The sequence below is a fragment of the Streptomyces sp. NPDC005706 genome (assembly GCF_040631045.1).
Lineage (GTDB): Bacteria > Actinomycetota > Actinomycetes > Streptomycetales > Streptomycetaceae > Streptomyces.
Window position 1 is genome coordinate 162,446 of record NZ_JBEXYS010000001.1, and the last position, 13,325, is coordinate 175,770.

13 protein-coding genes and 1 tRNA gene are annotated in these 13,325 nt (G+C 71.6%); 5 read left to right on the top strand and 9 right to left on the bottom strand.

Translation table 11 applies throughout. The annotated features are described in order from the left end of the window. Positions 1 to 195 precede the first annotated feature (195 nt). From ehuA to ehuB, 4 genes are read right to left on the bottom strand one after another with little or no spacing between them, the layout of a single operon-like run. Positions 196 to 972 (bottom strand): ectoine/hydroxyectoine ABC transporter ATP-binding protein EhuA, encoded by a 777-nt coding sequence (gene ehuA / locus ABZ478_RS00725; protein WP_359544343.1) that lies wholly within the window; start codon positions 970 to 972, stop codon positions 196 to 198. A 10-nt stretch (positions 973 to 982) separates the two neighbouring features. Then, complete coding sequence (gene ehuD / locus ABZ478_RS00730) at positions 983 to 1,633, bottom strand: ectoine/hydroxyectoine ABC transporter permease subunit EhuD (protein ID WP_359544344.1); 651 nt, start codon at positions 1,631 to 1,633, stop codon at positions 983 to 985. Next, a complete protein-coding gene (ehuC, locus tag ABZ478_RS00735) occupies positions 1,630 to 2,349 on the bottom strand; it encodes an ectoine/hydroxyectoine ABC transporter permease subunit EhuC (RefSeq protein ID WP_358930552.1) in 720 nt (239 codons plus the stop codon). The genes ehuD and ehuC overlap by 4 nt, the downstream gene beginning before the upstream one ends. Next, positions 2,346 to 3,272 (bottom strand): ectoine/hydroxyectoine ABC transporter substrate-binding protein EhuB, encoded by a 927-nt coding sequence (gene ehuB, locus ABZ478_RS00740; protein ID WP_359544345.1) that lies wholly within the window; start codon positions 3,270 to 3,272, stop codon positions 2,346 to 2,348. The genes ehuC and ehuB overlap by 4 nt, the downstream gene beginning before the upstream one ends. A gap of 46 nt (positions 3,273 to 3,318) precedes the next feature. On the opposite strand from ehuB, the gene ABZ478_RS00745 reads away from it, so the two are divergent. Next, a complete protein-coding gene (locus ABZ478_RS00745) occupies positions 3,319 to 3,813 on the top strand; it encodes a DUF3830 family protein (protein WP_359544346.1) in 495 nt (164 codons plus the stop codon). On the opposite strand, the gene ABZ478_RS00750 is transcribed toward ABZ478_RS00745, so the two are convergent. Next, positions 3,800 to 5,182, bottom strand: coding sequence for an amidase (locus ABZ478_RS00750; protein ID WP_359544347.1), 1,383 nt, complete (start codon positions 5,180 to 5,182; stop codon positions 3,800 to 3,802). The genes ABZ478_RS00745 and ABZ478_RS00750 overlap by 14 nt on opposite strands. A gap of 16 nt (positions 5,183 to 5,198) precedes the next feature. Next, positions 5,199 to 6,152 carry a D-2-hydroxyacid dehydrogenase gene (locus ABZ478_RS00755; RefSeq protein ID WP_359544348.1) on the bottom strand — a complete coding sequence of 318 codons (954 nt, stop codon included), beginning with the start codon at positions 6,150 to 6,152 and terminating at the stop codon, positions 5,199 to 5,201. 123 nt (positions 6,153 to 6,275) lie between these two features. Here ABZ478_RS00755 and ABZ478_RS00760 point away from each other — a divergent pair, with 123 nt between their 5' ends. From ABZ478_RS00760 to ABZ478_RS00770, 3 genes are all read left to right on the top strand, one after another. Beyond that, positions 6,276 to 7,070 carry a decarboxylase gene (locus ABZ478_RS00760; RefSeq protein WP_359544349.1) on the top strand — a complete coding sequence of 265 codons (795 nt, stop codon included), beginning with the start codon at positions 6,276 to 6,278 and terminating at the stop codon, positions 7,068 to 7,070. Beyond that, positions 7,067 to 7,798 carry a decarboxylase gene (locus ABZ478_RS00765; RefSeq protein ID WP_359544350.1) on the top strand — a complete coding sequence of 244 codons (732 nt, stop codon included), beginning with the start codon at positions 7,067 to 7,069 and terminating at the stop codon, positions 7,796 to 7,798. The genes ABZ478_RS00760 and ABZ478_RS00765 overlap by 4 nt, the downstream gene beginning before the upstream one ends. A 118-nt stretch (positions 7,799 to 7,916) precedes the next feature. Beyond that, positions 7,917 to 9,005, top strand: coding sequence for an LLM class flavin-dependent oxidoreductase (locus ABZ478_RS00770; protein WP_359544352.1), 1,089 nt, complete (start codon positions 7,917 to 7,919; stop codon positions 9,003 to 9,005). Here ABZ478_RS00770 and ABZ478_RS00775 read toward each other — a convergent pair. Then, positions 8,984 to 10,798, bottom strand: a complete 1,815-nt coding sequence (locus ABZ478_RS00775) for a bifunctional diguanylate cyclase/phosphodiesterase (protein WP_359544353.1) — start codon at positions 10,796 to 10,798, stop codon at positions 8,984 to 8,986. The two genes, ABZ478_RS00770 and ABZ478_RS00775, sit on opposite strands and share 22 nt — an antisense overlap. Positions 10,799 to 11,118: 320 nt before the next feature. Here ABZ478_RS00775 and ABZ478_RS00780 point away from each other — a divergent pair, with 320 nt between their 5' ends. Continuing rightward, the gene (locus ABZ478_RS00780) at positions 11,119 to 12,444 is read left to right on the top strand and encodes a M6 family metalloprotease domain-containing protein (RefSeq protein ID WP_359544979.1); all 1,326 of its coding nucleotides are present in this window, start codon (positions 11,119 to 11,121) and stop codon (positions 12,442 to 12,444) included. A 139-nt stretch (positions 12,445 to 12,583) separates the two neighbouring features. Here the strand turns inward: ABZ478_RS00780 and ABZ478_RS00785 are convergent. Together ABZ478_RS00785 and ABZ478_RS00790 are read right to left on the bottom strand one after the other, a co-directional pair. Continuing rightward, positions 12,584 to 12,657, bottom strand: a tRNA-Lys gene (locus tag ABZ478_RS00785). Continuing rightward, positions 12,648 to 13,220, bottom strand: a complete 573-nt coding sequence (locus ABZ478_RS00790; protein ID WP_359544354.1) for a bifunctional DNA primase/polymerase — start codon at positions 13,218 to 13,220, stop codon at positions 12,648 to 12,650. The genes ABZ478_RS00785 and ABZ478_RS00790 overlap by 10 nt, the downstream gene beginning before the upstream one ends. Positions 13,221 to 13,325: the final 105 nt, after the last annotated feature.

Consider the following 13,325-nt stretch of genomic DNA (forward strand, 5'->3'; position numbering starts at 1 on the left):
GGCTAGCTCTGTGGCCGTGATTCCGGTCGGTCGGATCGATACCACGATAACGGGCAAAGGCCCGGCGGGGAGAGGGTGTTGGCGAGATTGTGCCGCCCGCACGCCCCTCCCAACTGGGACTCAGGCCCTCTGGCATATGCCAGGGTCATCGCCCAGTGCCGGGACCTCGGCTGTTGCCGCTTTCACGGTGGGTGGTCACAGCACCGCGCTGAGGAATTCCCGCGTACGCTCCTGCTCCGGATCGCCGAAGATCTGCTCCGGCGGCCCCGCCTCGATGACCCGGCCGGAGTCGAACATGAGCACCTGGTCGGAGATGTCCCGGGCGAAGTTCATCTCGTGGGTCACACAGAGCATGGTGATGTCGGTGCTGCGGGCGATGTCCCTGAGCAGGTCGAGCACGCCCGCGACCAGCTCCGGGTCGAGGGCGGAGGTCACCTCGTCCAGCAGCAGCACCCGCGGCCGCATCGCCAGCGCCCGGGCGATCGCCACCCGCTGCTGCTGTCCGCCGGAGAGCATGGTCGGCCGCGCGTCGCACTTGTCGGCGAGCCCCACCAGCTCCAGCAGTTCCCGGGCGCGTGCCTCCGCCTCGTCCTTGGACATGCCGAGCACCTGCACCGGCGCCTCCGTGAGGTTGCGCAGCACGGTCATGTTCGGGAACAGGTTGAACTGCTGGAACACCATCCCGATCTTCTTGCGGGCCTCCCGGACCTGCTTCTCCGGGGCCGGGAACAGGCGCTCCCCGTCCACGGTGATGGTGCCCTCGTCCGGCTTGGTGAGGGTCATCAGCAGCCGCAGGATCGTGGTCTTGCCGGACCCGGAGGGGCCGATCAGCGTCACGTGCTTGCCGGGGTCGACGGAGAAGTTCAGCCGGTCGAGCACGGTGTTCGTCCCGAACCGCTTGGTGACCTCCTCCAGCCGGATCAGCTCACCTCCGGCCGTGAGAGGGCCGGCGTTCGCGTCGGGTTCTTTCATCAGGGGAGTGTCAGCGGACAAGACGTCGCTCCAGGGCTCGCAGGAGAAGGGAGGCCAGGTAGGAAACGAGGATGAAGGCCACACCGATCACGGTGAGCGGCTCGGTGAACTGGAAGTGCTGCTGGGAGAAGAGCCGGGCCCGGCCGAGCATCTCCAGCACGGTGATCACCATGAGCATCGGCGTGTCCTTCAGCATGGAGATCACGTAGTTGCCGAGGGCGGGGACCACCCGGCGGATCGCCTGCGGCAGGATCACCGCGGTCCAGGTGCGCCGCCGCGGCAGGTTCAGCGCCGTCGCCGCCTCCCACTGGCCGACGGGCACCGCCTCGATACCGGCCCGGTAGACCTGCATCGTGTACGTCGAGTAGTGCAGGCCGATCGCGAAGACGCCGGTGGCCAGCGCCGAGAAGGTCAGGCCCCACTCGGGCAGCACGTAGAACAGGAAGAACAGCTGGACCAGCAGCGGAGTGTTGCGCACGAACTCCGTGACCACCCCGACCGGCCAGCGCACCCACCGGGACGGCGAGCGCATCAGCAGCGTCCACACCAGGCCCAGGGTGAAGGACAGCAGCGAGCCGAGAGCCAGGGCCTGCAGGGTGACCAGCAGCCCGCGCCAGAAGTCCGGCATGAAGTCGCCGACGGCATTCCAGTCCCACTTCATGCGACACCCCCGCCGACACCGGTCGTCTGCGCCCGCTTCAGCTCACGCGCCGACGACTCCGTCCCCGGGTCCTTGCCGACCCCGGCCTTCAGCCGCTTCTCCAGTCCGCGCATCAGCCGGGTGAGTACGAAGGCGATCGCGAAGTAGATCAGCAGCACGTACGTGTAGATCTCCGCGCTCTGCTGCAACGCGAGCCGCACCAGGTTGGCGCTGAACGTCAGATCGCCCATGCCCATGACCGACACCAGCGCGGTGCCCTTGAGCAGCTCGATCAGCAGGTTGCAGAACGACGGGATCATCTCCGGCACCGCCTGGGGCAGGGTGATCAGGCGCAGCCGCTGCCAGGGCGTGAAGCTGAGCGCGATGCCGCCCTCCTTCTGCGCCGGGTCGACCGCGTTCAGCGCGCCGCGCACGATCTCCGAGCCGTACGCGCCGTACGTCAGCCCGAGCGCCAGCGTGCCCGCCCACATGGGTACGAGCTGCCAGCCGAAGGCGACGGGCAGCACGAAGAACACCCAGAAGATCATCACGAGGGCCGACGTACCGCGGAACACCTCGGTGTAGAAGCCGGCGAGGAAGCGCACGATCCACAGCCGGTGGGTGCGCGCGACGCCGACGACGAAGGACACCGCCGTGGCCAGCAGCGCGCTGAACACCAGCAGCTGGACGGTGGTCCATATGCCTTTCAGTACCAGATCCCAGAGCCCCGAGGTCATCCGCCGCACAGCTCCTTCGCGGTGAGGTCCGTCATCTCGGCCTTGGTGAAGCCGAAGGGCCGCAGGATGCGGAACAGCTCCCCGCTCCGCTTCAGCTTGCGCAGCTCGACGTTGAAGGCGTCGCGCAGCCTCGTCTCGGTCGGCCGGAACGCGAACGCGCCCCCGTCGACATGCGGCTTGCCCTTGACCAGCGGGGCGAACGGCTTGGTCGCCTCCGCCTTGCTCGACTTCTTCACGACCTCACGGGCGGTGAGCGCCGTACCGGCGAAGACGTCGACCCGCCCGGCCTCCACGGCGTTCAGCCCGGCCACCTGGTCCGGGACGATCAGGATGTCGCTCTCCTTGTAGCCCGCCTCCACCGCGTACGCGATCTCGGCGTACCCGGTGCCGGTGGCGAACCTGGCCTTCTTCTCCACCACGTCCCGATAGGAGTGCAACCCCTTCGGGTTCCCCTTACGGACGATGAACGCATCCAGCATCTGGTAGTCGGGGTCGGCGAAGATCACCTGCTCGCAGCGCTCGGGATTGACGTACATGCCGGCGGCGACGACGTCGAACTGCTGGGAGTTGAGACCGGGGATCAGCGAGCCGAACTCCGTCGGCACCGGCTGCACCCGGTCCACACCGAGCCGCTTGAAGACCGCCTTCGCCAGCTCGGGCGCCTCACCGGTGAGATGACCGTCCCGGTCGATGTACCCGAAGGGGATCTCACCGGCGATCCCGAGCCGTACGACACCCTGCGCCCGCAGCCGGTCGAGCAGTTCGCCGCCCTTCTCGTCCGACGCCGAGGCCACTCGCGTGCAGCCCGTGGCGCCCAGCGCGCCCACCGCGCCGATCGCCGCGGCGCCCGCGAGCAGCGAGCGCCTGCTGTGTCTGTGCTTTGACCGGAATATGTGCGCGTCTTTCCCAAGTGGTGGAGCCATGGCGGCGCAGCTACCCAGACGCATCCGTCCTATGCACCCTTGGTTCATGGCCGAACGATTCGTCAGAGTCTCACTGGAACGACGGGACGTGCACTGCACCGCACGCCTGCTGGACGACCGCGCGCCCCTGACCTGCACGGTGGTGTGGGAGGCACTGCCGTTGGCGGGTGACGTCTACCACGCCAAGTACGCGCGCAACGAGATCTACGCCCTTTTCCCGCCCTTCGCCTCCACCGAACCCCCACTGGAGAACCCCACGGTCACCCCGATTCCCGGTGACCTGTGCTACTTCTCCTTCGCCGGTGCCGAACTGGGCACCCAGGCCTACGGCTACGACCGCGAGGTCCGCCCCGGCACCACCCTGGTCGACCTGGCCCTGTTCTACGAACGCAACAACCTGTTGCTCAACGGCGACGTGGGCTGGGTGCCCGGGATCGTCTGGGGCCAGGTGGTGGACGGCCTCGACCGGATGGCCGAGGCCTGCAACGACCTGTGGCGGACCGGGGCGGCGGGGGAGACGCTCAGCTTCAGCCGAGCGTGAGCCCCGCCCCGTACAGCGCGTGGGCCGTGCGCAGCACCAGATCGTCGCGGTGCCGCGCGGCCACGATCTGCAGGCCCACCGGCAGCCCGTCGTCGTCCGTGCCGACCGGCACGGTGGCGGCGGGCTGCTGGGTGAGGTTGAACGGGTAGGTGAACGGCGTCCAGCCGGTCCAGCGCCGCAGCCCCGAGCCCGGCGGCACCTCCCGGCCCGCCTCGAACGCCGTCAGCGGCATGGCCGGGGTGAGCAGCAGGTCGTACCGCTCGTGGAACAGACCCATCCGGCGGCCCAGGTCCATCCGGACGTCCACCGCCGCCAGGTAGTCCTGCGCGCTCGCCCGCGCGCCCGGGACGCAGATCTCCCGCAGGCCGGGATCGAGCAGCTTCCGCAGGTGCGGCGCCAGGTGCCCGGTGACCCGGGCCGCGCCGGCGAACCACAGGGTGTGGAAGGCCTCCACCGGGTCGCTGAAGTCCGGGTCGGCCTCCTCGACGTACGCGCCGAGGTCCGCGAGCCCGGCCACCGCCCGCCGTACCGCCGCGGCGACCGCCGGCCGGACGGCCACCTGCCCGCCGAGGGTGGGCGAGTACGCCATCCGCAGCCCGTGCACCCCGCCGTCCAGCGCCGCCCGGAACGAACGCGCCGGCGCGGGCAGCGCCGACCAGTCGCGCGGGTCGGGCACACCGATGACGTCCAGCATCAGCGCCGCGTCCGCCGCGTCCCGGGTCATCGGGCCGACGTGCGCGAGCGTGCCGAACGCGCTCGCCGGGTACAGCGGCACCCTGCCGTACGTCGGCTTCAGTCCGAAGATCCCGCAGAACGCGGCCGGGATGCGGATGCTCCCGCCGCCGTCGGTGCCCAGCGACAGCGGGCCCGCGCCCAGCGCGACGGCCGCCGCGCTGCCGCCGCTGGAACCACCCGCGGTGCGCGAGGGGGCGTGCGGATTACGGGTCACGCCGGACAGCGGGGAGTCCGTGACGCCCTTCCAGCCGAACTCCGGGGTCGTCGTCTTGCCGATGAACACCGCCCCGTGCTCGCGCAGCCGGGCGACCGAGGGCGCGTCCTCGTCCCAGCGCCCCCGCTCGGACACGGCCTTCGAGCCACGCAGGGTCGGATGGCCGCGCAGCAGCAGGATGTCCTTCACCGTCACCGGCACCCCGTCCAGCAGCCCGGCCGGCTCACCGCGCCGCCAGCGCTCCTCCGACTCCCGGGCCCGCGCGTACGCCTCCTCCTCAAGGAGCCGGACGAACGCGTTCACCTCCGGCTGGATCCGCCGCGCCCGCTCCAGCGCCTGCCCGGTCGCCTCCACGGGCCCGAACTCGCCCTTGCGGTATCCGTCGAGGAGCTGTACGGCGGTCAGGTCGGTGAGCTGCATGGACCCTCCTGGTGGGTCAGTGACCGGGCACGTATCCGCGCTTCTTGTCGACCACGTTCGGCAGTGACCTGCCCGCCGCCCACCGCTCGTACAACTCCACGAACTGAGAGCCCAGTTCGTCCCGCCAGCCGACCGTGTCGCCGCTCATGTGCGGGGAGACGACCAGCCCCGGAAGCCCCCACAGCGGGCTGTCCCCGGGCAGCGGCTCGGCGGTGAACACGTCCAGCGCGGCGCCCGCGATCCAGCGCCTGCGCAGCGCCTCCGCGAGGGCGTCCTCGTCGACGAGCTGTCCGCGGCCGACGTTCACGAAGACCGCCGAGGGCTGCATCACGCCGAACCGGCGCGCGTCGAACATGCCGTACGTCTGCTCGGTCAGCGGTGCGGCGGCGATCACCCAGTCGGCGCGGGCGATCAGCCGGTCGAGGTCGCCGGGACCGTGGACGCCGGTGCGCGGCACCCGGCCGACCAGGGCCGTGGTCACGTCCAGAGCCTTCAGGGTGCGCGCGATCGCCCGGCCGATCGGCCCCGAACCGACCACGCACGCGCGCGTACCCGCCACCCGGCGGGTCTCCCGGTGCCGCCAGGTCCGCTCCCGCTGCAGCTCCAGGGTGCGCGGCAGGTCCTTGGCGACCGCCAGCACCAGCGCGGCCACGTACTCGGCGATGGGCTGGTCGAAGATCCCGCGCGCGTTGGTCACCACGGTGCCGGACGCGGCCAGCTCCGGGCACATCAGATGGTCCACCCCGGCGCTCGCCGTGTGCACCCAAGCCGGCCGCGGCCCCTCGCCCGGCCAGGCCTCGCGCACCGCGTGCGAGGTGAAGTCCCACACCAGCAGCACGTCCGCGCCCGGCAGCCGGCCGGCCAGGCCGGCGGCGTCCGTGTGCTCGATCCGGGCGCGGCCGGTCAGCCGGCCGAGCCGGGGCGGCGGTTCGGCGTCCAGCACGAGGAGGGTGGGGAGAGTCGACGTCATACGGGGCGGCTCCGAGCGTCTGACATGCACGGATTGACCACGCTCGCACCCGAATCTACCTTCGTCAACACGGGCGTACGCACCGACGGTTGCCCTCGTCTCCCAGCGTGAGGCAGGTGTGCCATGGACGTGTCCTTTCTCGGCGGTCCCCGCCCACAGCGCGGGGTCGGGGTCGTGGCCCCCTTCGACTTCGCGCTGGACCGTGAGCTGTGGCGCTGGGTGCCGGACGAGGTGTCGCTGCACCTGACCCGGACCCCGTTCGTGCCGGTCGAGGTGAGCCTGGACCTCGCCCGGCTGGTCAGCGAGCACCAGACCCTCGGCGAGGCGGTCCGCGCGCTGAGCGCCGTCGCCCCCGAGGTCGTGGCCTACGCCTGCACCTCGGGCAGCTTCGTCGGCGGCAGGGCGGGGGAGCGGGCGATGTGCGCGGCTATGAGCCGGTCCGGCGAGCTGCTCTCGGTGACGACCTCCGGGGCGCTCCTGGAGGCGTTCGGCGAGCTGGGGGTGCGGCGGGTCGCGCTGGTCACCCCGTACACGGTGTCCGTCACCCGGGCCCTGGAGACGTTCGTCGCCGAGGCCGGCGTGCGGGTCACGGGCTGCGCCTTCATGGGGCTGACCCGGCACATCTGGCGGGTGCCGTACCGGGACGTGGTCGCGATGGCCCGGCGCGCGGTCCGCACCGGCTCGGCCGACGCGCTGTTCATCTCCTGCACCAACCTCCCCACGTACGACGTCATCCCCCAGCTCGAGGCCGAACTGCGCATCCCAGTGCTCTCGGCCAACCAGGTCACGATGTGGGCGGCACTGCGCCGACTGGGTACCCGAGCCGTGGGGCCCTATCAGGCGCTGCTCGACGAGGCGGCGCGTGACTGGCCCGCACTGCCGGAAGAGACACAGGAACACGGAGAAGGGCTGACATGACAGCACTCGGATTCCTCTACCCGGGCCACTCCGGGGAGGACGACTACCCGCGCATCGAGCAGCTCCTGGGCAGCGACATCCGGGTGGACCTGGTGCACACGGACATCGGGGAGGACGCCCACCGCGTCGACGCGCTGCGCGAGATGGGTTCGCCCGAGCGGCTCGCCGACGGCATGGAGCGGCTGCGGCTGACCGGCGCCGAGACGGTGGTGTGGGCGTGCACCAGCGGCAGCTTCGTGCACGGCTGGGACGGCGCCCAGGACCAGGTGCGGTCGCTGGCCATGATGGCCGGAATGCCCGCCTCCTCGACATCCTTCGCCTTCGTGCACGCGGCCCGCGAGATCGGCGTGCGGAGGGTGGCCGTGGGCGCCACCTACCCGCAGGAGGTGGCCGCGCTGTTCACGGACTTCCTGGGGGCCGGCGGACTGGAGGTGGTCGCGTCCCGGTCGTCCGGGATCGTCACGGCCGCCGAGGTCGGCGCCTGGGGCGAGGAGGAGGTGCTGACGCTGGCCCGGGCCGCGGACGTCGCCGACGCCCAGGCCGTGCTGCTGCCGGACACCGCACTGCGCACAATCGCCCACCTCGGCCTGCTGGAGAAGGCCCTGTCCAAGCCGGTGCTCACCGCCAACCAGGTGACCGTGTGGGAGGCGCTGCGGCTCGCCGACCGGCGGGTGAACGCCCCCGAGCTGGGCTCCCTGTTCACTCGCGAGCCGATCGTCCAGGCCTGACCGGGGACCGGGAGGGCGGGGAGGGACGGGGGCGGGGAACGGGATCCGGAATAAACGGGGACAGTCTCCTGTTGGTCCACGCTGGACAGCGCACGGCCACAAACAGGAGGCACACACCGTGTCGGCAGACGAGATCCGGGGCACGACGCACGGCACCGCCCCCGTCCCCCTCTCCGTACTGGACCTGGTGAACGTGGGCGCCGGCAGCACCGCCACCGAGGCGCTGCGCACCAGCGTGGAGCTGTCCCGGTTCGCGGAGTCCCGCGGCTTCCACCGGTACTGGGTGGCGGAGCACCACTCCATGCCCGGCGTCGCCTCCTCCTCGCCCGCGGTGATCCTCGCCCACCTCGCCGCCCACACCGACCGCATCCGGCTCGGCTCGGGCGGCGTCATGCTGCCCAACCACGCGCCCCTGGTGATCGCCGAGCAGTTCGGCACGCTGGAGGCGATGGCCCCCGGGCGGATCGACCTGGGCCTCGGCCGCGCCCCCGGCACGGACGGCGCCACCGCCGCCGCGCTGCGCCGCGCCGACGGCCTGAACGAGGGCGCCGACGACTTCCCGCAGCAGCTCGCCGAGCTCATCCGCTTCCTGGACGACGACTTCCCCGACGGGCACCCCTACCGGCGCATCCACGCGATCCCCGGCCCCGTCCAGGGCAGCACCCCCGGCGGCGTGCAGTCCGCGCACCGCCCGCCCGTCTGGCTGCTCGGCTCCTCCGGCTTCAGCGCCCGCCTCGCCGGGATGCTCGGACTGCCCTTCGCCTTCGCGCACCACTTCTCCGCGCAGAACACCATCCCGGCGCTCGACCTCTACCGGCAGAGCTTCCGGCCCTCGGAGCTCCTCGACCGGCCGTACGCCCTCATCGGCGTCTCCGCGCTGGCCGCCGACGACGAGCGGGAGGCCCGCCGCCAGGTGCGGGCGACCGCGCTGAACATGATCCGGCTGCGCACCGGCCGGCCCGGTCTCTTCCCCGACCCCGACGAGGCCGAGAAGTACGAGTTCAGCCCGATGGAGGAGGACTTCGTGGCTTCCTGGGGCGGCAACATCGTGCACGGCACGGCCGACGAGGTCCGCACCGGCCTCGACGACCTGCGCAAGCGCACCGGCGCCGACGAGCTGATGCTCACCAGCCACGCCCACCGCGGCGAACTGCGGCTGCGCTCCTACGAACTGATCGCCGACGCCTACGGTTTGCCCACCGCGTAGTCCTGCGTCCCCAGCAGCTCGGAGATGCGGTCCGGCGGCACCGGACGGGAGTACAGCCAGCCCTGCCCGGTGTCGCAGCCGATCCGGCGCAGCCGGGTGGCCTGCGCCGAGGTCTCCACGCACTCGGCGGTGACGGTCAGGCCGAGCCGGTGGGCGAGCTGGATCATCGCCTCCACGATCACCTCGTCGGCCGGGTTGGGCGGCACCTGCGACGCCCCCTTGGCCGCCTCCTCGTACTGGAAGCCGCGCACGAAGGAACCGTCCAGCTTCAGCACCTTCACCGGCAGCCGGCTCAGATACGCCAGGTTCGAGTAGCCGGTGCCGAAGTCGTCGATGGCGATGCGCACGCCCATGTCGCTGAGCGCCTGCAGGGCCTGCAGCGGCCGGCCGGCCGAGCCCATCACGGCCGACTCGGTCAGCTCGAGCTGGAGCAGCTGCGGGTCGAGTCCGGTCTCGGCGAGGGTCTGTGCCACGTCCGCCACCAGGTCGGAGTCCCACACCTGGCGCACGGCCACGTTCACGCTGACGAAGATCGGCGGCTCGTCGGGGTGGTCGAGCTGCCAGCGGCGGGCCTGCCGGCAGGCGGTGGCCAGCGCCCAGCGGCCGAGCTGCACGATCGAACCGTCCTCTTCGGCCAGTGCGATGAACCGATTCGGCGTCAGCGTGCCGAACTGGGGGTGGTGCCAGCGGACCAACGCCTCGACGCCGCTGAGCCGTCCGTCCTCCATGCCCACCAACGGCTGGTACTCCAGGGCGAATTCACCGCGCTCGATGGCCGGGCGCAGGGTGGAGGAGAGGGCCTGGCGGGTCATGCGGTGTGCGTTGCGCTCGGGGTCGAACAGGGTCCAGCGGCCCTTGCCGTCCGCCTTCGCCCAGTACAGCGTCGTGTCGGCCGCCTGCATCAGACCGGTCGCGGTGGTGCCGGCCGCGGTGCGCTCGACGACGCCGATGGAGGCGGTCAGCGACAGCCGCTGCCCGGCCAGGTCGAACGGCTCCTCCAGGGCCTTCAGCGCGGACTCGGCGAGATCGGCGACCTGCTCGGTGCCGGTGGAGTCCTCGACCAGCAGGGCGAATTCGTCCCCGCCGAGCCGCGCCACCAGCGGGGTGCCGGCGCGGGCGTAGCCGGCCTCGTCGGCGACCCGGGTCAGGCGTTCGGCGACCGCCGCGAGCAGCCGGTCGCCGACCCGGTGGCCGAGGGTGTCGTTGACGGCCTTGAAGCCGTCGATGTCCAGGTAGCACAGGCCGATCCGGCCGGTGCCGCTGTGCTCGTAGGCCTCCGCCTCCAGCGCGGCCGTCAGGCGCTCGAAGAACAGGGTGCGGTTGGGCAGCCGGGTCACCGGGTCGTGCATCTGCAAGTGCCGCAGCCGGGACTGCAGTTCACGGCGGGCGCTGATGTCGGTGGCCGAGACCAGTACCCCCGGTCCGCCGTCCGCCAGCGGGGTCACGGTGACCTGCACCCACACCGAGTGCCCCTCGGGGTGCTTGATCCGGCGGGTGCAGCGCAGCTTCGCCTGCCGGCCGCGCAGGACCTCGCGGTAGGCGTGCCAGGTGCGGGTGTCCGAGGCCAGGTCCACCAGATCGGCGGCGGCCCGCCCGGTCAGCGTCCCCGGGTCGGCGCCGAGGAGTTCGCCGAACGCGGCGTTGGCGCCGACGACCAGGCCCTCGGGGTCGACGACGGCCATGGACAGCGGGGCGGCCGCGAAGACACGGTGGTAGATGGTGTGATCACTGTCTGTGACGGCTGACCGGTCGAGGCCTGCCGCGGGCGTCGGCCCTTCGGACGTTCCGCTCACCGCTCGCTCCCGCAGTGCACTCGATCTCGGTCCGTGCCGGAAAGTGTGCCGATCATAGAGGCTGGCCCTTGGGGCTTCCAGCCACTTGCCAGTGTCCCGGACAGACCACAGGTTCCGACAGATCGTTTCTGCCCGCACCTGGACGGGTTCTTTGGGCCTCCGACCAGTTGTGACGTTCCGTGAGTGTTTCGGGGTGTCGGCCGCCGGTGCGCGCGCCGCGCAAACGGGCGCACTCACCCTTCTGGTTCAGGCAAACAGGACGAATCGCCAAAACCCCCCACACTCTGGATGCGGTGTCCCGCGAACCGCCTCCGGAGGTCATTTCCGTGCCCAAGCTGCGCAGCACCGCCGCCGTGGCCACCACGATGTCGGCGCTCGCCGCCACCTCGATCCTCACCGGCCCGTCGGTCGCCGAGCCCTTCTCGACGGCCCCCTGCGCACTGCACCGGACCGAGGCCCACCACTCGGAGGGCCTGGACACCTGGAACGGCGCCTACCCCCGGCCGGCCGGGACGCTCGACGCCGTCATGATCTTCCTGTCCTTCCCGGACGCCCACCCGGACACCACGCCCGAGGAACTGGCCGCCGACCACTTCCCCGCCACCAGCCGCTTCTACGAACAGGCCTCGTACGGCAGGTTCACCCTGCGCCCGCACCCGCTGAAGCACTGGCTGCGCATGCCGCGGCCGTCGACCGCGTACGCCATAAGGCGTGACTGGAGTGCCGCCGACCGGGCCGCCTACCTGCGCGACGCCTTCGCCGCGGCCGACGGGGAGGTGGACTTCTCCCGTTACGACGTGATCTATCTCGTCGCCGATCCGGACGCGCCCGGTGTCGACTCGGACGCGACGAAGGTGGTCAACCTCCAGACCCCGATGCGGCTCGACGGCACCGACGTCCGCCGGGTCGTCACCGTGTTCGAGAAGCATCCGCCGGACCGCCTGGTACTGGCCCATGAGACCGGGCACGCCTTCGACCTGCCCGACCTCTACCACCGCCCGGTCGACGGCAAGGGCGACTGGGACACCTATGTCGGCGACTGGGACCTGATGGGCAGCCAGTTCGGTCTCGCCCCGGATCTGTTCGCCTGGCACAAGTGGAAGCTGGGCTGGCTGGACCCGCGCCAGGTGGCGTGCGTACGGGGTACGGGCCCGACCCGGCTGACCTTGGAGCCGCTGGCCGCCGGGCCCGGGGCGAGTGGGGCTGGGGTGAGTGGGTCCGGGTCCGGTGCGCCGGACGCCGAGGACGCCGAGGACGCCACGGGCACCGCGGGCGCCGCGGGCGCCCCGGCGTTCGGTCTCGGCCACGGCACCAAGCTGGCGGTGGTGCGCACCGGCCCGGACAGCGTGCTCGCGTTCGAGGCGCGCGGCCCGGCCGGGAACGACCGCGCGGCCTGCCGGCAGGGGGTTCTGGTGTACCGCGTGCGCAGCGGTGAGGCGTCCGGTGGCGGGCCCGTCGAGGTGGTGGACGCCCATCCCGGCACCGAGGCCTGCTGGGAGAACTCGGTCTACCCGCCGCTGGCCGACGCCCCCGTCGCCCTGGGTGAGAGCTTCACGGTGCCGGGCGAGGGCGTGAAGGTCGAGGTGGAGGAGCGGACCGCGTCGGGGGCCTGGACGGTGCGGATCACACCGGGGCTGGTCGGCTGACTTCCCGGGAAACGCCGCGTTCGGCCGCCCTCTGGGGGTGTGGGTTGCGGAGCCCCCGCAGCGCGTGGCGAAGCCGCGCGGAAACAGAGATGGCGAGGTGGTTCGCGCTTCACGCGAACACTCCTCGCCATCGTCATAGTGCGCCGCCAGGGACTCGAACCCCGGACCCGCTGATTAAGAGTCAGCTGCTCTAACCAACTGAGCTAGCGGCGCCTGCTGACGTCGTAGACATTAGCATCATGGTCGGCGGGAGGAAAAATCGATATCCGCACCGCCGCGCGGGCCGCCCGTACCGCCGCCCAGAGGACCACCTCGGGGCCCGGCAGCCAGGGGTGACGGGTGTCCGGGGCCACCAGCCAGCGGGAGCCGCCGGAGGCCGGGTCGCCGCCGGTCAGGGCCGGGACGGTCACCGCGTCCCCGGTGCCGTGACAGAGCAGCGGCGGCACCGCCGCGGTGCGGTTGGATCCCCACTCCTCCCAGGTCAGCAGCGAGGGCAGCCGCTGGGCCGAACCGGGGGCGGTGAAGAGCAGCATGCGACCCCGGAACACCGCCACCGGCCCGGAACCCGGCCCCTCGTCCCACAGCCGGTCCAGCATCCGGCGCCCGAAGATCGCCGGGGCGCTCACCACGTCGAACACGGTGCCGCAGGGCAACACCAGTGGGGCGTCCGGCCGCTCACGCCAGAGGGCGAGCGTGCTGCGCGGGTACGTTCCCGCCGAGGCGAGCCAGGAGGCTCCGTCGGCCGTGGCACAAGTGACGTTCGGCGTGCTGCTCATGCCGACTAGATTTACCCGCCGTGAGTGCGCGGTTCTCCTGAGTTGCGGAAATCCGGGACGGGAGAGGGTGAAGGAGAGTATCTTGCCCGCCTGGCATATGCCGGA